Here is a 19,121-nt window from a genome sequence, read left to right on the forward strand (position 1 = left end):
ACTCATCTCCTCTGCACGTTGTCAGTGCGCGTTTCGTGGAAGCGTTTCTGCTTCTCGAAAGCGATGCTGTGCTCCACCGAGCTGATGAAGGCGTCGAGCATCATGGTTTTCTCCGCCTCAGCCAGCCGTTCGGTGTGCTGGGCGCGGGCCAGGTAGCGCTCCAGTTCCGCCTGCTCACGCACCCGCCGCCCGTAGAGGGTGTGGCTGTTGAGCAGCTTGACCGAGATCGGGAGGAGGTCGATGAGCAACAGCAGTCCCCGGATGACCCACGGGATCGTCTGGACTGTCCCGTTGTGCTCGTTGTCGGACTGGAACTGGCGAAAGGCCTCCTCGCGCAGCAGCCAGCCGCGTGCCGGGTGGGAGGTCTGGTGGACCGCCAGACCGTCTGTCGACGCCTCGATCGCGGCCCGCTCCGTCGATCCACCGGTGTCGAGGTTCTTCTGCTCCTCGACGAGAGCTGCCTTCTCTTTGTTGAGCGTGTCGATGAGTGCGGAGTTCGCCGCGGCGTTGTTGTTGTAGTTGGCTGTGGCGGTTTGCAACGCTTGCCACTCGGCCGATGTCTGTGGCCCGGGGCCTTGCTGGTGGGTGCCGCACGTGCCGTCAGCCTCGCACTGGTAGTTCGCGCGGGCCTGGTCCATCAGCCCCCGCACGCGGTCGAGTTCCGTGTTGGCCTGGGCGATGCGGTCATCCCGGTTCTTGATCTCGCCGTCGATCCCCTTCTTGCGCTTCTCCACCAGCACCGACAACCCCGCGTTGTAGTCGGTCTGCTCGTTGACGGCGAGCTTGGCGTCGATCTCGGGCGCGAAGACCTGCAACACCAAGGCCTCGCTGATCAGGTACGCCACCGCCACTGCCATACCGACCCGTGACAGGTACAGGATGGCCTTGAACGGACTGGGCCACCGCCAAGTCCGCGACGGCTACGGCTCGGCGGCCAGGCTCGGCGGCCACAACGACTGGTCCCCGAGCGACGCGATGTGGTCTGCCCGCCGCTCCACCGGCCGGAGGTCCCCATAGGAAGGCTCGGCCAGGATCGATCGGTCCACGGTGAGCACGATGAAAGCCCATCCCGCCGCGGCACCCAGATACCACCAGTGGAACAACCCATTGATCATTGTCAGGTACAGGCACAGCGATAAGCCGCCCATGCCCGCGATGACCAACACGAACACGCCGAGCACAGCCATCCGCGTCCGCTCCACGCGAGTGGGCAGCAACTCGCTGTCCGCTGTCGCTACCCGGAGCAGTAGCCGCTCAACCGCACCGCCTGACTTCTGCGGTTGGCCCTGATCTTTGCCCTGCTCCTGTTCGCCCTCTGCCACGTCCGTTCCTCTGGTCGATCGTCTGCAGACCAACCATCGGCGACAACGCTCGGCCTGTTCCCTTCACCTGTCGGTTTAGCCGATTCCCGCGAACCCTGGACCGTGAGTCATCTTTTTGTCGCGGTTCTGACGCTTCCGGTGCTCGGCGAACATGAACGTTCGACGCGAGTCGACATGGCCGTCATCGTTGACCAAGAACGATCACATGGTAGATGGGCACTTACCGGAGTGGTACTGAGTTGCCTGTGGACCAGCTACCGCGACTGCTACTGGCCGCGCACTACCTCGTCAATGCGACCGAAACAGGCACATCAAATGAAATCCGCCCACCGCCGTGAGGGCGGTGGGCGGGGTGGGGTGGGGTTTTACTGCCTGCTCACGGCGATCGGGCGGATCACGTAGATGACGCGGTCCGGGGCGTCTTCGGGAGGGCCGTCCATGGGGAGGCTGTAGCGCTTGGCCAGTTCCAGGAAGAACTCCGCGTCGGCGTCTTTGTCGATTCGCTCTACGGTGCCGCGGATTTCCAAGTAGCGGTAAGGCTGGTCGGGGTCGTTGACCGAGAAGGCCACGACTGGGTTGGTGGTGACGTTGCGGTATTTGTACCGCGTGGTGGTGTTGGTGAACCGCACGAATTCGCCGTCCCAGTGGAACCACATGGGGTTGACCTGGGGGACACCGTCGGGGCGGATGGTGGCCAGGTGGGCGAACAGGGGGCGGTCTAGCAGGTCGAGGTGGCTGTCCGGGATCAGGGACATGCGCTGGGGTCTCCTCGTGGGCTGGCAGCGGGCGTCGAGGGCCAAGGGTGCCGTACTGGCCGGGATCGGGGCGGTCAGGGGGTGGCGCGGCGCAGGACGAAGTCGTCGGCGGTGGTGTGGTCGGGGCCGAACAGCAGTTCCAGGCGGCCGCTGAGGACGTAGTCGCCGTGCGGGGTGACCGCGACGGTGGAGGGGCCGCGGACCGGCCAGGCGGGGTTGGTCCACTGTTCGCGGGCGGTGCGCCAGCCGTCCGCGGAGGCGAGTACCCGCACCGCGTCCGTCCCGTTTGGACTGCCCAGCGAGTTCGTCACCGCCACGACGGTCCCATCCCGACGAACGGCCAGACCGTCCCCGCCGACCAAACGGCCAGGTGTGACAACAGTGCTGACCTTCTTGGTGCGCAAGGAGATCCGGATCAGTCGACCGTCGCCGGTGTTGACCCCCAACAGGTTCCCGCTCGGGTGGTAGACGATGCCGTTGACGCCGACGCCGTTGCCGTCGGTCAGCGCCGGGTCGCGGACCAGGACCGAGGCCTGGCCGCGCGGGGTGATCCGGTAGACGGCGTCGCTGAACACGTCGGCGGCGTAGATGGTGCCGTCGGGGCCGAAGGTGAGGTCGTTGACGGCGAACGCGGCGCGGGTGGGTTCGAGGCGGGTGAGGTCGACGACGAAGAGCCTGCGGCCGGTGGCCAGGTCGAACACGCCGACACCGCCGACCTTGAGGGTGGTCTCGGCGGTGGAGCGGGTGGCCACGCCGAGGTCGGCGTAGGCGACCAGGATCCGGCCGCGGGCGGCGTCGACGTGCACACCGTAGCTGGAGATGATCGCCGGGTCGTCCACCAGGACCCGGGTGCCGCCGTCGCGCCGGACCACCGACACGGTGCCGTGCCTGGCTGAACTGACCAGGAACGCCTGCCGGGTCGGATCCCAGGTGACGCCCTCCGGGTGTAGCGAGGCGGCGCGTCCCACCAGGTGTGCGGGCAGTCCGTGGTGCCACGAAACGGAAGCAGGGATGGCGGCGGAAGCAGGAACGGCGGTACCGAGGCAAGCGGCGGCGAGTGCGGCGGCCAGAACGACAGTACGGGTTCGGCGGGTCAACTGCGTCACCTTTCAGCGGGGTGGGTGGGCAGGACTGGGCGGAGCACGCGGCGCAGTTCGGCGCGGACCGGACCGAGGTCGGTCACCGGGGCGCACACCGCGACGTGCTGGTCGGGCCGCACGAGCACCGCGAACGGGCTGCCCTTGGGCCTGCGGTGCAGGGGCAGCCCGGCGCCGGGGAGGCCGAGGCTGCCCGCGGCGGTGTCGAGGACCCGGACGTCGAGCCCGGTGTCCGCTTCGAACTGCTCGACCACCGACGAGTGGTCGGTCACGTCGCACAGCAGCAGCGTGTGCCGCAGGTCGGACAGGGCGGCGCGCAACGGTGTGCGCCTGCTGGTGCGCACGTCCCAGACGAGGTGGTCACCCACCAGGGCGCCGGGGGTGAACCCACCCCGTTCCTGTCCACTGTGGATCGAGAAGTATCTGGCGCGCAACCCGGCAAGAGTTGGCACATAGGACAAGTGCGCGACTCGAGTGGCCGAGGCGACGCGCAAGGCGAGGTCGCGGAGGGCGACCTGGTGCGGCTTGGTCAGCATCCACGCCTTGGTCTGCGCGTGCGCTTGGCGGACCACGTCCTTGGCGGCCTGACCGCGCTCCTCGGCGTAGCTGTGCAGCAGGTCCTCCCGCGCGCGCCCCTGCTCGACCAGGGCCAGTTTCCAGGCGAGGTTGTAGGCGTCGTACACGCCGGTGTTGAGGCCCTGCCCACCCGCCGGACTGTGGATGTGCGCGGCGTCGCCAGCAAGCAGCACCCGTCCGACCATCGGCCGGTCGGCGTGCCTGGCGTGCACGTTGAACGCGCTGATCCAGGAAGCGTCGTGCAGCCGCAGCCCGCCGGGGCCGCGTTCGTCGACCAGCCGCTGCACCACGTCCAGGTCGGTGCCCGCGCGGGTCAGCTCGGGCGGGGCGGAGGTGAACACCCGGAACTGCCCGGTGGGCAGCCCGGCGATCACCAGAACCCCTCGTGGGGAACAGAAGTAGTGGTTGTCGTCGTGGGTGAGCGGCCCGTCGAGCCGGGTGTCGGCCACCACGAAGGTGTGCGGGTAGGTGGCGCCCTCGAAGCCGATGCCCGCCAGCGACCGCACGGTGCTGCTCGCCCCGTCGCAGCCGACCACCCGGGAGAACTCCTCGACCTGCTCGCCACCGCGGCTCTCGCGCAGCCGGACGGTGACGTGGTCGTCGTGCTGGACCAGGTCGAGCAGCTCGGTGCCCCGCTCCACCGCGCCGCCCGCCCGGGTGAGGCAGTCGGCGAGGATGTCCTCCACCTCGGGCTGGGGCAGGATCAGCGGCGCGGTCCGGTCGGGGAACCGGATCCGGGCCACCTGCCGCGCTGAGGAGTAGTAGCGGAACGAGCGGACCCGCAGCCCCCGCCTGCCCGCCGCGCCGTCGGCGCCGAGCCGGTCGAGGATCTCCACGGTGCGCGGCCACACCCCGAGCGCCTTGGTCAGCGGCGAGGGCTGGTCGGCCTTGTCGATCAAGCGGACCGGCACCCCGCGGCGCAGCAGCTCGGTGGCCGTTGCCAGACCGACCGGGCCCGCGCCGACCACCAGGACCGGGCGGTTCACGCGGGCTCACCCACCGGCTCCGGCGCGACCTCGGGCGCGGGCTTGTGGCCGGGCAGCAGCACGGCGATCACGACCGAGCCGACGACGCAGATCCCGGCGATGAGCCACAGCGTGGTCTGGAAGGCACCGGTGTAGCCGTCGGCGAGGAAACCCGCGAACCCGGCGCGGTCGGCGTCGGCGACCCGGGACGCGGCCGCGCCGAGGTCGCCCTGCACGACCTGGCTGGCCAGCTCGGAGGTGGCCTCCGCAGGACCGCCACGCAGTCGGGCCTGGGTGAAGGTGACCAGCAGCGCGCCCATGATGGCGATGGCCACGGCCTCACCGGCCAACCTCATGGTGTTGAACATCCCCGCGGCCATGCCCGCGCGCTCCGGCTCGACCGAGCTGATCGCGACCCCGTCGAGGATGCCCGCGTTGAGGCCCATGCCCGCGCCGACCAGCAGCAGCGGCAGGGCGATCGCGGCCACGCCGACGCCGGGGCCGAGCACGCTGGCCAGCCAGGCGGTGCCCACGGCCATGCACAGCAGGCTCAGCACCAGCACGGTGCGGGTGCCCAGCAGCTTGGCCGCCAGCCAGGCGCCGATCATCGGCACCGCCAGCACCGGCACGGTCAGCAGCAGCATCCGCAGACCCGCGCCCTGGCTGGTGACCCCGTCCACGCCGATGAAGTACTGGGGGAGCAGGACCGCGAGGCTGACGAACCCGAACGCTGCGACCACCGGCAGCAGGCACAGCGCGACGAACCGGGGTTGGCGGAACAGCGCCAGGTCGAACATCGGTTGCCGCTGCCGCCGCTCCACGCCGACGAACAGCCGCAGCAGCAGCACGGCCGCCGCGAGCAGCACCAGCACCAGGACGTCGAGCCAGCCGCGCTGCGGGCCTTCGACGATGGCGAGGGTGAACACGAACAGGCCCGCGGTGAAGGTGGCGGTGCCCAGCCAGTCGACCTTGGACGCGGCCGGGTTGCGCGACTCGCGCAGCAGCGGGACCACGGCCAGCACGACGACCATGATCAGCAGGTGTGAGAAGAAGACCGAGCGCCACCCGAACGCGCCGATGAGCAGGCCGGAGGTGCTCGGCCCCAGCGCCAGGCCCGCGCCCGCGGCGGTGCCGAAGATCCCGAAGGCCCGGCCGAGCGCGGCCCCCTGGTACACGTCGGCGATCATCGCGCTGCCCGCGGTGAGCACCGCGGCCGCGCCGATGCCGGACAGGCCGCGCAGCGCGTCGAGCAGGTAGATGTCGCCCGCGAACGTGCTCGCCAACGAGGTCAGCGCGAAGATGGCCACGCCGGTGCCGAACATCCGCTTGCGGCCCACGATGTCGGCGAGTGCGCCGAGCGCGAGCATGAAGGTGGCGAAGGTGAGGTTGTAGGCGTTCACCACCCACTGGGTGGGGGCGAGGGTGGCGTGCAGGTCGGCGGCGATGCTGGGCAGCGCTACCGAGGTACCGGTGAGCGAGGCGGGTAGCACCAGCACGGCCGCGCACACGGCGAACAAGGTCAACCCCGGCCGCGCGACCGGTGGGGATGCGGTGCTCATGATGGGTGGCCCTCCGTCGGGTGGGTGCGTCGCGCCCAACCCTGTCGACGGGGGCTCAATCAGAACTCAAGGACTGCTCAGCGTGGGATGCCGCTGGAAAGCCCAGGGGCGGGTTGACTGCGTAATCCGGGAGCTGGACCGAGCGGCTCGGTTACCCGGCCTCGACCAGGGCGACGCGCCTGGCCTCGTGCTCGAGGAGGGCCTTGAGCTTGGTCATGGTGTCGGTGTGCGCCTGCGGGGTCTGCAGCACCAGGCGCAGGTCGGCGCGGTCGGCGAGGCGCAGGGTGGTGTGCTCGAAGATCAGGCAGCCCGCCCTGGGGTGCTCGATCGCCTTGACCCCGCCGGAGTGGTCCTGCACGTCGTGCTTGGCCCACAGCTCGGCGAACTCCGGGCTCTCCTCGCACAACTGCTGGGTGAGCGGGCCGAACACCGGGTCGTCCGGGTAGCGGGCGGCGTCGACGCGGAACTCGGACACCACGTGCGGGGCGTAGTCGGCCCAGTAGCGGTAGCGGTTGCGGAAGGCCGGTTCGGTGAAGTACGCGACGAGGCAGTTCATCGTGTCGCCGTCGCGCAGGCCGAGCACCACCCGGGCGGCGTCGTTGACCGCGCGGACGTTCCAGTAGCGGTCGAGCACGTAGGCCGGGTTGGGCAGCCAGGTGTCGAGCACCCGGCGCAGCTCCGCGGAGACCTCGGCCTCGTCGGAGGTGACCGGCTGCGGCGGGTTCATCCCGGCCAGCCGGTAGAAGTGCACGCGTTCGAGCTCGCTCATCCGCAGGGCGACGGCGATGGCGTCCATCACGCTCTCCGAGACCCGGATGTCGCGGCCCTGTTCGAGCCACATGTACCAGGACGCCCCCACGCCCGCGAGCACGGCGACCTCCTCCCGGCGCAGGCCGGGGGTGCGGCGGCGGCCGCCGCCGGGCAGGCCGACGTCCTCGGGGGAGAGCCGGGCGCGCCTGCTGCGCAGGAAGTCCCGCAGTGCCTCGCGGCGCCGGACTAGCTCCGGCGGGCTGGTAGTGGCCACACCACTACTATAAGTTCGAACTCCCCACGGCGGCGCGTCCCCGCTGAGACTGCCACCATGGCAACCGTTCGGCCTACCGACAGCCCCGCGCAGCTCGCGGGCTCGCGGTACTGGCTCATCCTCGTCCTGCTCTGCGCCGCCCAGTTCATGGTGGCCCTCGACTTCTCGATCGTCAGCGTCGTGCTGCCGACCATCGGCGGGGAACTCGGCTTCGCGGTCTCGGACCTGCAGTGGGTCGTCACCGCGTTCGCCCTGCCCTGCGGTGGGTTCCTGCTGCTGTTCGGCCGACTCGGCGACCTGCTGGGCCGCCGCCGGATCTTCCTGGCCGGTCTCGCGCTGTTCACCCTCACCTCCCTGCTCGGCGGCCTGGCCACCTCGCCGTGGATGCTGCTGGCCGCCCGCGCGGGCCAGGGCCTCGGCGCGGCGATGATCGTGCCCTCCGGCATGGCCCTGATCACCACCTCCTTCCCCGAGGGGCCGCAGCGCGACCGCGCGCTCGGCGTCAACGGCGCGCTCATCTCGCTGGGCTTCACCTCCGGCGTGGTGCTCGGCGGCGTCATCGGCGAGGCGCTGGACTGGCGCTGGACCATGCTGATCAACGTCCCGCTCGGCGCGCTCGTGCTGGTCGCGACCCCGCTGCTGATCGGCGAGAGCCGCAACGCGGGCGACACCTCGCTCGACGTGCCCGGCGCGATCACCGTCACCGGTGGTCTGCTCGCGGTCATCTTCGGTGTGGCCAGCGCCGAGAAGGACGGCTGGGCGGCGCCGACCACGCTGGTCGCCCTGGTGGTGGGGGTGCTGCTGCTCGCGGCGTTCCTGGCGATCGAGAAGCGGGCCAGGGCCCCGTTGGCGCCGTTGCACGTGTTGCGCCGCCCGACCGTCGGCTGGGGCAACCTCGGCGGTCTCATCACCTTCTCGATGATCACGGCGACCGTGTTCCTGATGACGCTGTACATGCAGCGGGTGCTGGCGTTCAACCCGCTGCAGACCGGGCTGTCGTTCGCCTCGCTCGGGTTGGCCGCGGTCGTCGGCGGCGCGGCCGCCCCGCGCCTGGTCAAGTCGCTGCAGGGCCGCGGCGCGCTCGTGGTCGGTCTGGTGGTCCAGGGCATCGGCACCGGCATCCTGTTCTGGCTGTCCTCTTCGGACAGCACGGTGCTGCTGCTCGTCGGTACCGGCATCGCCGGGTTCGGCCACATGGTCGCCGTCGTCGCCTACTCGATCGTGGCGACCTCGGGTCTGCCCAACGAGGAACAGGGCCTGGCCTCGGGCCTGATCACCACCTCGCAGCTGGTCGGCCTGACCGTGGGCATCCCGGTGCTCAGCTCGATCGCCACCGGCGGGCTCACCTCGATCACCGACGACGCGACCCGGCTCACCGCCACCCTCGACGGCATCCAGGCGGGCGTGCTCACCGCGGCGGCGGTCATCGCCTTCGGCGTGCTCACCACGCTGTTGTTCTTGCGGGGCCGCAAGTCCGAGCCGGTGGTCCTCGCCGTGCCCGCGGACACGAGGGCGTCGGACTCCGAGTCCGAAGCCACGGTTGGCAGGTAGATCCGATCATGCGAACCAAGTTCCTCGGCCGCAGCGGCCTGCAGGTGTCCGAACTGTCCTTTGGTGCCATGACCTTCGGTGGCAGCCACGGCTACCAGCACATCGGCCAGGTGCGCGGTGCGGAGGCGAAAGCCGTGGTGGCGCGGTGCGTGGAGGCGGGGATCAACCTGTTCGACACCGCCGACGTGTACTCCGGTGGGCGGTCCGAGGAGGTGCTGGGCGAGGCGTTGCGCGGCTTGCGCGACGAGGTCCTGGTGGCGACCAAGGTCCGCTGGGCGGTGGCGGGCAACGCCGGGCCCAACGACCAGGGCCTGTCGCGGCACCACATCGTGCGCTCGGTGGAGGCCAGCTTGCGCAGACTGGGCACCGACCACATCGATCTCTACCAGGTGCACGGCTGGGACGGGCGGACCCCGTGGGAGGAGACGTTGCGCGCGCTGGACGATCTGGTGCGCGCGGGCAAGGTCCGCTACCTCGGCGCGTCCAACCTGGCCGCCTGGCAGCTGACCCGGGCCCTGGGGATCAGTGAGCTGCACCGGTTGGAGCGCTTCGTCGGCCACCAGATCCAGTACAACCTGGTCAGCCGCGAGGCGGAGTGGGACCTGCTGCCGATGGCCGAGGAGTCCGGTGTGGGCATCACCTGCTGGAGCCCGTTGGCCGGTGGGTTGCTGACCGGGCACCAGCCGCCGGGGCAGACCCCGCCTGCCGGGACCCGGCGCGCGGTGGGCTACTTCGAGCCGCACGACACCAACCGCGCCTTCGACACGGTCTCGGTGCTGCGCAAGATCGCCGACAACCGGGGCGTCACACCGGCGCAGGTGGCGATCCGCTGGCTGCTGGAGCAACCGGGGGTGAGCTCGGTGATCCTCGGCGCGCGCGACTTGGCGCAGTTGGCGGACAACCTGGCCGCCACGACCTGGTCGCTCGACGACACCGAGCGGGCCGACCTGGACCTGGTCAGCTACTCCCCGCCGCCTTATCCGCACTGGCACCAGATGTCCACCAACGCCGCGCGCGTGGAATCGCCCGGCGGGCTCGACAACTAGTGGCGCGACCCAGAACGTCGGCCAAGTCCATTCGGCCCACGACGTGCTTGGCGGTGTTGCCGCAAGCGCCCGAGTGCACCCAGTACGAGGGCGTTGCGCGCCTTGCCTGCCATGCCGATACGCGGCCAGCGTTCTGGGTCGGGCCACTAGTGGTATCGCGAAGTGGGTCACGCTGAGAAGGGCAATGCATCCACCCCAACGGAGCATTGCCCTTCTCCCGCGGGCACGAGGAAAGTAGGGCGCGGTCAAGCGGCACCGGATTGGTCCTCGATCCGGTCGGTGAGTTTCGTCAGGACCATCCGGCGAATTGGTTTCTCTGATACGCTGGCGCAGGCTTGACACTCGGCGGGGGTCGACATTAATTCGTGGGGGAATTGCATGCCAAGCTTATACGGGGTGGGTCGGGAATTCGACGTCGACGGCGTGGTCGACTTCGCTGAATCAGAGGACCCGACCGGCGAGTTACCGTGGTCGACGGCTGCCGGGGTGCGGCTCGGCCTGCTCGGCCCGCTCACCGTCACCGTCGACGGGCGCGAGGTGCGCCCGAGCGCGGGCAAGCAGCGCCAGGTCCTCGCGCTGCTGGCGCTGCACCGCAACCGGGTGGTGCCGGTGGACTCGATCGTGCGCGAGGTGTGGCACGACAACCCGCCGCGGTCGGCGCTGACCGCGTTGCAGACCTACATCGGGCAGATCCGGCAGATGTTCGCCGAGTGCCTGCGCGTCGACCGCAAGGAGGTGGCCGCCAACCGGCTGGTCACCGAGGCGGACGGCTACCGCTTGCTGGTCGAGCCGCACGAGCTGGACCTGCACACCTTCGAGACCAGGGTGGTCCGGGCGCGGGCGGGCATCGCGGTCGGCGACCTCGACGCGGCCCGGCGCGACCTGAGCACCGCGCTGCGCTGCTGGCGCGGCGACCCGCTCGACAACGTCAAGAAGGGCCCGATCCTGCACTGCTGGGCCCGGGGGGTGGCCGACCTGCGGCTGTCGATGCTCGAGCGCTGGATCGAGGTGAACATGGCGGGCGGGATGCACCGCGACATGCACGCCGAGATCACCCCGCTGTGCGCCGAGCACCCGCTGCACGAGGGCTTCCAGGCGCTGCTGATGATGATCCTCTACCGCTGCGGCCGCAGCGCCGCCGCGCTGGATTCCTTTTTGCGCTTTCGCGCGCGAATCATGGACGAGCTCGGCGTGGAGCCGTCTCCGCGATTGGTCGGTTTGTACCAGTCCATCCTGATCGGCGACACGGTCCACGAGCCGCTTTCAGCCACGGCCGTACCGGTGGCCTGAATTCAACACGGATTTAGTCGGCACTGCGGGCGCGTATCGCCTGCGGTGCCGTCGCCATTTTCGGCGGTGCACTTTCATTGCGCGACGAAATCAAGTCGAAGGCGACCAATGGGTGAGATCGGCTTGAGTTCCGGTTGAGCAGACCGGGACAGGCTTGGGGAGCGAGAAACCCCAACCGAACGGCCACCGCGAGGAGACAACGTGACGACCGCACTGGACGGGCCGGACCTTTCCCCGGCGCTGGCCGGGCTGCGCTACCTGCGCACTGTGGACAGGTCCCTGCTGCACCGCAGTTCGCTCTCGGAGGTCTTCCTGACCGACGCCAGGCGGGTGGGGGAGCGGCGCTACCTCGCCGCCGCGCAGCTGCCCCCGTCGCACGCCTACTACACCGACCACGCGCTGCGAGTGCCCGCCCCGGACCCGTTGCTGCTGTTGGAGGTGGTGCGCCAAGCCGAGACCTACGGCGGGCACGCCTACTTCGCGGTGCCCGCCACGACCAAGTTCATCCTGCGGTCGTGGACCGTGCGCCTGCCCGGCTTGCTGGCGGCGGGCGCGACCGGGTCCGACGCGGTGGCGCTGGACGTGCGCACCGGCGGCCGCCGGGGGCTGCCCGGCCGACTACGGGCGTTGACCTACGACACCGCGGTGTACTTGGGCGGCGTCGCGGTGGGCGAGGTCGTCATCGACGTCGGCTACCTGTCCGGCGAGTCGTACCGGCAGCTGCGCGTGGACCGGCGCGGCGGGGCCGCCCCGCCGTCCTCTGTGGACATGGCGGTGCCCGCGCCTGGGGTGCCCGCGCGGTTGGTCGGCCGCGGCAACCAGGCCAACGTGGTGCTGGCCGAGGCGGAGGTCGACGCCGAGCACGCGGTGGCCGCGCTGCGGGTGCCGGTGGACAACCGCAGCATGTTCGACCACGCCCAGGACCACGTGCCGGGGATGGTGCTGATGGAGGCGGCGCGGCAGCTGTGCCTGCTGGCGGGCGAGGACTACTTCGCCGCCTCCCCGGCGCGCACCGCGGTGGTGGGGTTCGACTTCTCCTTCAGCCGCTACGCCGAGCTCGACGCCTCCACCGCGATCACCCTGTTCCGGCCCACGAACGCCGAGCCGGTGCTGGCCGCCGCGCTACCCGACGTGCGCACCTACCCCGTGCAGTTCGCCCAGCACGGGGAGGCGATCGCGGTCGGCACCATGTCCACCGCCACGTTCACCACCGCCGCGCTCGCGGGCCCGGCGATCACCGCGGTACCGGTCGTGGCGCCGGGGGCCGGGCGATGAGGATCGCTGGCCGGGTCGGCGTGACGGCCGCGGTCGCGCACTACCCCGACACCGTCGAGAAGGCCGTCGACATGGTCGCGGCCGGGCGGATCACCGAGGAGGACGCGGCGGCCACCGGGGTCGAGCAGTTGCCCGTCGCCGAGGTGCCCGCGCCGCGGCTGGCCGTGGCGGCGGCGCGGACCGCGCTGGCCAGGGCAGGCTGGGACCCGACCCGGATCGGTCTGGCCCTGCACGCCTGGATCTACCACCAGGGCCACGACTTCTGGTCCCCCGCGCACTACGTGGCCCACGAGTCGGGTGCCACCGAGGCGCTGCCGATGGGCGTGCAGCAGATGTGCAACGGCGGCGCGATGGCGGTCGAGGTGGCCGCTGCGCGGCTGCTGTCGGACCCGGCCACCGCGCGGGCGCTGGTCACCACCGGCGACCGGTTCGCCGCCCCCGGTTTCGACCGCTGGAAGGGCGACTACGGGCTCTGGTACGGCGACGCGGGCACCGCCCTGCTGCTGCACCGCGCCGACCCGGTCCAGCGGCCCGGTCCGCTGGACCTGCTGTCGGTCACCTCGCTGGCCGCGCCCGCGCTGGAACTGATGCACCGCGGCGCCGACGAGTTCACCCCGGCACCGCGGGCCGAGGTGGACGTGCGGCGCACCAAGCGGGACTTCCTGCGCTCGGCGGGCAAAGAGGCGTTCGTCGACACGGTGCGCGCCAAGGTCGCGACCGTGCTGCGCCGGGGCTTGGACGAGGCAGGGGTCGCCGCGGACGACCCGCGTGTCACCACCGTGCTGCTGCCCCGCCTCGGCGCCACCGCGGCCCGCGACATCTACGGCCCGGTCGTGGGATCGGTCCTCGGCGCGCCGCTGGTCGACCCGGGCACCCGCACCGGGCACCTGGGCGCGGGCGACGTGCCCGCCAGCCTGGCCGACCTGCTCGACTCCGACCGGCTCGCCCCCGGTGCGATCGCCGTCCTGCTCGGCGCGGGCGGCGGCTTCACCTGGTCTTGCCTGGTGGTGCGGCGGACCGGCGAGCCGATCAGTACGGAAAGGACAGAGAGATGAGCCACCCGAACCGCGTCGGCCGCGGGGACGACCGCGCGCACCCGTCGCACCGGGCCGCGGTGGTCGACGGGCTCGGCGCGTGGCTGCCCGAGCGGGTCGTGGACAACCACGAGCTGGCCTCGGTGCTCGACACCTCCGACGAGTGGATCCGCTCGCGCACCGGGATCGGCACCCGGCACCTGGTGGCCGCCGGTGAGTCCACTTCGGACCTGGCGGTCGAGGCCGGGCGGCGGGCGCTGAAGTCCGCGGGCACCGCCCGGGTCGACGCGGTGGTGCTGGCCACCAGCACACCCGACCGCTCCTGCCCGGCGACCGCCCCCGAGGTGGCGTCCCGGCTGGGACTGGGCGGGGTGGCCGCGTTCGACGTGGCCGCGGTGTGCACCGGGTTCGTCTACGCGCTGCGGGTCGCGACCGGGTTGGTAGCCACCGGCTGCGACTCGGTGCTGGTGATCGGCGCGGACACCTTCTCCACCATCCTCGACCCTGCCGACCGCACCACCCGGGCGATCTTCGGCGACGGCGCGGGCGCGGTGACGGTGCGCGCCGGGTCACCCGGGGAACCGGGCGCGCTGCTCGGGTTCGACCTGGGCAGCGACGGCGAGCTGGCGGACCTGATCGCGGTGGACGCCGGTGGATCGCGGCAGCGCTCCTCTGGAGTGCCCGCCGCCGAACGGGACCACTACTTCGCGATGGACGGCAAGCCGGTGTTCCGGCACGCCGTGCTGCGGATGAGCGAGTCGACCAGGGCGGTGCGCGCCGCGGTCGGCTGGGACGCCGCCGACCGGCTGGTGGCCCACCAGGCCAACGCCCGCATCCTCGCCGCGGTCGGCGAGCAGTTGGACCTGGCCGACGAGCAGGTCGTGCGCAACCTCGACCGGGTCGGCAACACCGTGGCCGCGTCGATCCCGGTGGCGCTGGCCGACGCCGTGGTGGACGGGGCGCTGCGCCCCGGGCACCGCACCCTGCTGTGCGGCTTCGGCGGGGGGCTGACCTGGGGGTCGGCCGCGCTCGTCTGGCCGGACCTGACCGTCGAGGCACCGCCGCGACGGCTCCCGTGAGCACACCGACCCAACACCCAACACCCAACACCTGACACCGACGACACCCACACCGATGACGACACCCTGCACCCGACAGGAGACACCACTGTGAGCACCATCAAGGACCGCCTCGCCGAGCTGCTGCACGACGACTTCGGCATCCCCCGCGCGGAACTGGCGGCGAACGGCACCTTCGAGGAGCTCGACGTCGACTCGCTGGTCCTCGTCGAGCTCGCCCTGAAGATCAAGAAGGAGTGGGGGGTGTTGCTCGCCGAGGGCGAGCTGGAGCCCACGCACACCCTCGACGACGCCGCGGCGCTGGTCGGGGCGAGGGCGAAGGGGGTGGCGGTGTGACGGCGGAGGTGCTGGTCACCGGGGTCGGACTGCTCACCCCGGCCGGGATCGGGGTGGCCGAGAGCTGGGAGCGGGTGCTGTCCGGGGCGCCCGCCGCGCGCACCGACCCGGAGCTGGGCGGCGCCATCTCCGCCCGGGTGCCCGGCTTCGACCCGGTGGCCGCGCTCGGCGCCCGGCACGCCTGGCGGCTGGACCGCTTCACCCAGCTGGCGCTGTGCGCGGTGCGCGAGGCGGTCGCCGACGCGGGTCTCAATCCGTCCACTTGGGACGGTGCGCGGGTGGCCGTGGTGCTGGGCAACTCGTTGGGCGGCACCGCCACCTTCGAGTCGCAGTACCGGGTGTTCCACGACGGGCACGCCGACGAGGTGTCGCCGCTGATGGTGCCGATGGCCATGGTGAACATGGTCGCCGGGTACGTGGCCATCGACATCAGGGCCACCGGGCCGAGCCTGGTGACCGCCACCGCCTGCGCCTCCGGCGGGACCGCCGTGGGCATCGCGACCGCGCTGCTGCGCTCGGGGGCCTGCGACGTGGCGATCGCAGGCGGCACCGAGGCGGCGATCACCCCGGTCACCATCACCGGGCTGCGCCGGATGGGCGCGCTGTCGGGCCGCGACCACGACCCGGCCACCGCCTCGCGCCCGTTCGACCTCGACCGCGACGGGTTCGTGCCCGGCGAGGGCGCGGGCGCGCTGGTGCTCGAACGGGCCGCCGACGCCCGGGCCCGCCGGGTGGCCGGGTACGCCAGGATCGCCGGGTACGGCGCCTCCTCCGACGCCCACCACGCGACCGCCCCCGCCCCCGACGGCTCGGGGATCCGCCGCGCGCTGGAGGCGGCGCTGACCGAGGCCGGAGTGGACCCGCGCGCCGTCGACCACGTCAACGCGCATGGCACCTCGACCCCGCTCAACGACGTCACCGAGGCCAAGGCGCTGCGCGCGGTGCTCGGCGAGTCGATCGCGGTGACCTCGGTCAAAGGGGTCACCGGGCACACCCTCGCCGCCGCGGGCGCGATCGAGGCGGTGTGCGCCGCGCTGACCATCCGCGACGGGGTGATCCCGCCGACCGCGGGCACCAAGCAGGTCGACCCGCGGGTCGAGGTCGACGTGGTGGTCGGGGCCGCCCGCCGGGCCCGGGTCGACGTCGCCGTCAGCACCTCGTTGGGCTTCGGCGGGCACAACGCCGCCCTGGTCCTCACCGCACCCTGAGAGAGGACCGCGTCACCATGATCAGCAGCATCGGCCTGCTCGGCCTCGGCGGGGCGGGGGCCCGCGTCGCCGAGGCCGCCACCGCCGCGGGCCTGCGGGTCGCCACCACCGACCTGCGCGACGTGGACGTGCTCGTGGAGGCCGTCGAGGGCTCGCCAGCGGTTCGGGCCGCCCGGCTCGCCGAGCACGCCGGGTCCGGCAGGCTCCTGGTCACCACCTCGGTGACCCAGCCGGTCAGCGCCCTGGCCCCACCCGGGGCCCGGGACCGCACGGTCGGGCTGCGGTTCGGCTGGACCGGCACCGCCGTCGAGGTGGCCCTCCCGGCCGAGACCGCGGACTGGGCGCGCGCCGCCACCTACGACCTGGTGGACCGGCTCGACCTGCGCCCGACCCCGGGACAGGACCGGCCGGTCGGCTTCGAGTTGCTGTTCGGGCTGCTCAACGACGCGGCCGCCCTGCACGGGGCAGGCTACGTCAGCGCCACCGACCTGGACGCGGCGATGCGCCTGGGCTGCGGGCTGCCGCTGGGCCCGCTGCGGCTGCTCGACGAGATCGGCCTCGACACCGCGGTCGCCCTGCTCACCGAACTGCACGAGCGCACCGGCGACCCCCGGTCGCGGCCCGCGGCGGTGCTCGCCGACCTGGTTGCCGCCGGGCGGCTGGGCCGGGCGAGCGGGCGCGGCTTCCACGACTACCCGCTGTTCGAGTCCACCCCCACCCCCGACCCCGCGGCGGGACCGCGCCTGGTCGGGGTGGTGGGCACCGGGACCATGGCCAACGGGATCGCGCAGGCGCTCGTGTCGGCCGGGGTGGCAGTGGTGCAGGTCGGGCGGTCGAGCGAGCGGGTCATCGATGCCCGCGACGCGCTCGACTGGCACATCGAGCGGACCGGGCTGCGCAGGCCGGGCCGCTGGGCGGGCGGCACGGAGCTGTCGCTGCTGGCCGAGTGCGAGCTGGTGGTGGAGGCCGTGGTCGAGGACCTCGCGGTCAAGCGGGCGCTGTTCGCCGAGCTGGACCGGGTGTGCCCACCGGGCGCGGTACTGGCCACCACGACCTCGGGCCTGCCGGTCGCCGAGTGCGCGGCGGCCACCCGGCGCCCGGAGTCGGTGCTGGGCCTGCACTTCTTCAACCCGGCGGCGACGATGCCGCTGGTGGAACTGGTTCGCGCGCGGCAGACCGGGGACGCCGCGCTGGCGGTGGCCAGGCAGGTCTGCGCGCGGCTGGGCAAGCACGCCGTGGAGTGCGGCGACCGCGCCGGGTTCGTGGTCAACGCGCTGCTGTTCCCCTACCTCAACGACGCGCTGCGGCTGACCGCGCCGGAGCACGTCGACGACCTGGACGCGGGCATGCGGGCGGTGCACGGGTTCCCGATGGGCCCGGCCCGGCTGCTCGACCTGGTCGGCACCGACGTGGCGCTGCGGGTGCTCGAGCACCTCGGGGCGACCCCCGCGCCGCTGCTGGTCCGCGCGGTCGCCGAGGGCCACCTCGGCCGCAAGACCCGGCGCGGGATCCGCGAGCTGTGCCGCGCCCTCACCCCCGTCACCGAAAGGACGTCCGCATGACCAGACGCCGTGCCGTGTTCGCCCTGACCGCCGCCGTCGCGGCCCTGTTCGGGCTCAACTCCGGGCAGGCGGTGTCGCAACCCGCGCCGACCCCCGTGGCCGAGATCCTGGGCCGGGGCACGACTTCCGCGCCGTACCTGGTGGGGTCGTGGCAGAACCGCGAGTTCGTGGCCAGGAAGGTGACCATCCCGCCGGGCGGCGCCACCCCGTGGCACTACCACGTCGGCGAGCAGGTCGTCGTGCAGGTGCAGGGCGTGGTCGAGCGGCTCGACCGCAACTGCGAGGTCCACACCTACCGCGCGGGCGACGCCTACGTCGAGCCCGCCGGGCAACGGGAGATCCACCAGGGGATCAACCGGGGCACCGAGCCGGTCGTGTTCTACGTGACCGACCTGGTGCCGGTGGGGGCGCCGTTCGGGGTGAACGTCACCGCGCCCGCGTGCGCCTCATGAGCGCGGTTCGGGTGGCGTTCTTCGACGTCGACGAGACACTGGTGACGGTCAAGAGCATGTTCGGCTTCCTCGCCGAGTACTTCGACGCCGAGGAGTACGAGCGCGCCGAGAAGCACCTCAAGGGCCTGGCCGCCGCGGGAGTTCCGCGCGATCAGTCCAACCGCGAGTACTACCGGATGTTCGCCGGGCACTCCGCCGCCGAGATCGCCGACCACGGCCGCGCCTGGTACGAGCGGGCGTTCCCGACGCTGTACAACGAGGCCACCCTGGGCTGGTTGCGCCGCTACCAGAACGGCGGCGCGGCGATCGTCCTGGTGTCCGGCTCGTTCCCGGCTTGCCTGGACCCGATCGCCGACCACGTGTTCGCCGACCGGGTGCTGTGCGGCCAGCCTGCCGTCGTGGACGGCAAGCACACCGGGGAACTGGTGGGCGAGCCGGTGATCGGGGAGGGCAAGGCCCGCGCGGTGCGGGCGACCATGGCGGAGCTGGGGGTGTCCGCACAGGACTGCGTCGCGTTCGGCGACCACAGCACCGACCTCCCGATGCTCCAGCAGGTCGGGCGCCGCGTGGTGGTCGGCGACGACCCGGGCCTGCGCCCCCACCTCACCTCACCCGGCTGGTTCCGGCTGGCCGACCTGGGCGCGCACCAGCCCGTCTGACCCGGCGGGGTCCGGTCACCCCCCGACCGCCCCGCCTCCTGCGGTGACCGCCCGCGTGTCCCCCCGACGCCTGGGCGGTCACCGCAACTTCCCGGCCGGATCTCGTGCGCTGGACGTCCTCGCGCAACCGCCCGGATCTGTCAGCGGTGCAGCACGTGGTACGAGAGCGAGGCTCAGCTTGCCTTCGCCGAGTTGCACCAACTGTCGATCTCGGCCAGATGCTTGCCGCCCCACACGCAAGTGATGTCGAAGACGTGGCGGTCGATGAGTGTTCGGCGAGGCTAGAACGCTGCCGCCACCCCGCTACTTCTCGACCACCGCTACCTTGCGC

The 19,121-nt window shown here is 72.0% G+C and carries 16 protein-coding genes and 1 pseudogene; 11 read left to right on the plus strand and 6 right to left on the minus strand.

What is annotated here, in order from left to right:
- Positions 1-2: 2 nt before the first annotated feature.
- The 6 genes and pseudogenes from LV75_RS25390 to LV75_RS25415 form a co-directional block, all read right to left on the minus strand.
- A pseudogene (locus tag LV75_RS25390) lies at positions 3-1,322 on the minus strand (DUF4407 domain-containing protein).
- A gap of 365 nt (positions 1,323-1,687) precedes the next feature.
- The gene (locus tag LV75_RS25395) at positions 1,688-2,077 is read right to left on the minus strand and encodes a PPOX class F420-dependent oxidoreductase (RefSeq protein ID WP_253889524.1); all 390 of its coding nucleotides are present in this window, start codon (positions 2,075-2,077) and stop codon (positions 1,688-1,690) included.
- Positions 2,078-2,151: 74 nt separating this feature from the next.
- Positions 2,152-3,174, minus strand: a complete 1,023-nt coding sequence (locus LV75_RS25400) for a hypothetical protein (protein ID WP_253889525.1) — start codon at positions 3,172-3,174, stop codon at positions 2,152-2,154.
- Positions 3,175-3,179: 5 nt separating this feature from the next.
- Positions 3,180-4,736 (minus strand): FAD-dependent monooxygenase, encoded by a 1,557-nt coding sequence (locus LV75_RS25405; protein WP_253889526.1) that lies wholly within the window; start codon positions 4,734-4,736, stop codon positions 3,180-3,182.
- A complete protein-coding gene (locus LV75_RS25410) occupies positions 4,733-6,274 on the minus strand; it encodes an MFS transporter (protein WP_253889527.1) in 1,542 nt (513 codons plus the stop codon). Before LV75_RS25410 ends, LV75_RS25405 begins: the two co-directional genes overlap by 4 nt.
- 151 nt (positions 6,275-6,425) lie before the next feature.
- Complete coding sequence (locus tag LV75_RS25415) at positions 6,426-7,298, minus strand: helix-turn-helix transcriptional regulator (protein ID WP_253889528.1); 873 nt, start codon at positions 7,296-7,298, stop codon at positions 6,426-6,428.
- 57 nt (positions 7,299-7,355) lie between these two features.
- Here LV75_RS25415 and LV75_RS25420 point away from each other — a divergent pair, with 57 nt between their 5' ends.
- From LV75_RS25420 to LV75_RS25470, 11 genes are all read left to right on the plus strand, one after another.
- Positions 7,356-8,849 (plus strand): MFS transporter, encoded by a 1,494-nt coding sequence (locus LV75_RS25420; protein ID WP_253889529.1) that lies wholly within the window; start codon positions 7,356-7,358, stop codon positions 8,847-8,849.
- A gap of 8 nt (positions 8,850-8,857) precedes the next feature.
- Positions 8,858-9,895 (plus strand): aldo/keto reductase, encoded by a 1,038-nt coding sequence (locus LV75_RS25425; RefSeq protein WP_253889530.1) that lies wholly within the window; start codon positions 8,858-8,860, stop codon positions 9,893-9,895.
- Between the two features lie 396 nt (positions 9,896-10,291).
- A complete protein-coding gene (locus LV75_RS25430; protein WP_253889531.1) occupies positions 10,292-11,185 on the plus strand; it encodes an AfsR/SARP family transcriptional regulator in 894 nt (297 codons plus the stop codon).
- Positions 11,186-11,386: 201 nt separating this feature from the next.
- Positions 11,387-12,460 (plus strand): ScbA/BarX family gamma-butyrolactone biosynthesis protein, encoded by a 1,074-nt coding sequence (locus tag LV75_RS25435; protein WP_253889532.1) that lies wholly within the window; start codon positions 11,387-11,389, stop codon positions 12,458-12,460.
- On the plus strand, positions 12,457-13,515 hold the full coding sequence (locus LV75_RS25440) for a ketoacyl-ACP synthase III family protein (RefSeq protein ID WP_253889533.1): 1,059 nt from the start codon (positions 12,457-12,459) through the stop codon (positions 13,513-13,515). The genes LV75_RS25435 and LV75_RS25440 overlap by 4 nt, the downstream gene beginning before the upstream one ends.
- Positions 13,512-14,573: a beta-ketoacyl-ACP synthase III gene (locus LV75_RS25445; protein ID WP_253889534.1), complete on the plus strand. Its 1,062-nt coding sequence runs from the start codon at positions 13,512-13,514 to the stop codon at positions 14,571-14,573. The genes LV75_RS25440 and LV75_RS25445 overlap by 4 nt, the downstream gene beginning before the upstream one ends.
- A 90-nt stretch (positions 14,574-14,663) precedes the next feature.
- Positions 14,664-14,909, plus strand: a complete 246-nt coding sequence (locus LV75_RS25450; RefSeq protein ID WP_253889535.1) for an acyl carrier protein — start codon at positions 14,664-14,666, stop codon at positions 14,907-14,909.
- Positions 14,906-16,117, plus strand: a complete 1,212-nt coding sequence (locus tag LV75_RS25455) for a beta-ketoacyl-[acyl-carrier-protein] synthase family protein (protein ID WP_253889536.1) — start codon at positions 14,906-14,908, stop codon at positions 16,115-16,117. The genes LV75_RS25450 and LV75_RS25455 overlap by 4 nt, the downstream gene beginning before the upstream one ends.
- A 17-nt stretch (positions 16,118-16,134) precedes the next feature.
- On the plus strand, positions 16,135-17,679 hold the full coding sequence (locus LV75_RS25460; RefSeq protein ID WP_253889537.1) for a 3-hydroxyacyl-CoA dehydrogenase family protein: 1,545 nt from the start codon (positions 16,135-16,137) through the stop codon (positions 17,677-17,679).
- Positions 17,676-18,131 carry a cupin domain-containing protein gene (locus LV75_RS25465; RefSeq protein WP_253889538.1) on the plus strand — a complete coding sequence of 152 codons (456 nt, stop codon included), beginning with the start codon at positions 17,676-17,678 and terminating at the stop codon, positions 18,129-18,131. Before LV75_RS25460 ends, LV75_RS25465 begins: the two co-directional genes overlap by 4 nt.
- On the plus strand, positions 18,128-18,790 hold the full coding sequence (locus LV75_RS25470) for an HAD family hydrolase (protein ID WP_253889539.1): 663 nt from the start codon (positions 18,128-18,130) through the stop codon (positions 18,788-18,790). The genes LV75_RS25465 and LV75_RS25470 overlap by 4 nt, the downstream gene beginning before the upstream one ends.
- Positions 18,791-19,121 lie beyond the last annotated feature (331 nt).

Source organism: Actinokineospora diospyrosa (assembly GCF_024171925.1).
Taxonomy (GTDB): domain Bacteria; phylum Actinomycetota; class Actinomycetes; order Mycobacteriales; family Pseudonocardiaceae; genus Actinokineospora; species Actinokineospora diospyrosa.

What these genes read in the sequence shown, in the direction of transcription:
- LV75_RS25395 (WP_253889524.1), bottom strand. Translation starts at nt 2,077, where the DNA reads ATGTCCCTGATCCCGGACAGCCACCTCGACCTGCTAGACCGCCCCCTG.
- LV75_RS25410 (WP_253889527.1), bottom strand. Translation starts at nt 6,274, where the DNA reads ATGAGCACCGCATCCCCACCGGTCGCGCGGCCGGGGTTGACCTTGTTC.
- LV75_RS25420 (WP_253889529.1), top strand. Translation starts at nt 7,356, where the DNA reads ATGGCAACCGTTCGGCCTACCGACAGCCCCGCGCAGCTCGCGGGCTCG.
- LV75_RS25425 (WP_253889530.1), top strand. Translation starts at nt 8,858, where the DNA reads ATGCGAACCAAGTTCCTCGGCCGCAGCGGCCTGCAGGTGTCCGAACTG.
- LV75_RS25440 (WP_253889533.1), top strand. Translation starts at nt 12,457, where the DNA reads ATGAGGATCGCTGGCCGGGTCGGCGTGACGGCCGCGGTCGCGCACTAC.
- LV75_RS25445 (WP_253889534.1), top strand. Translation starts at nt 13,512, where the DNA reads ATGAGCCACCCGAACCGCGTCGGCCGCGGGGACGACCGCGCGCACCCG.
- LV75_RS25460 (WP_253889537.1), top strand. Translation starts at nt 16,135, where the DNA reads ATGATCAGCAGCATCGGCCTGCTCGGCCTCGGCGGGGCGGGGGCCCGC.
- LV75_RS25465 (WP_253889538.1), top strand. Translation starts at nt 17,676, where the DNA reads ATGACCAGACGCCGTGCCGTGTTCGCCCTGACCGCCGCCGTCGCGGCC.
- LV75_RS25470 (WP_253889539.1), top strand. Translation starts at nt 18,128, where the DNA reads ATGAGCGCGGTTCGGGTGGCGTTCTTCGACGTCGACGAGACACTGGTG.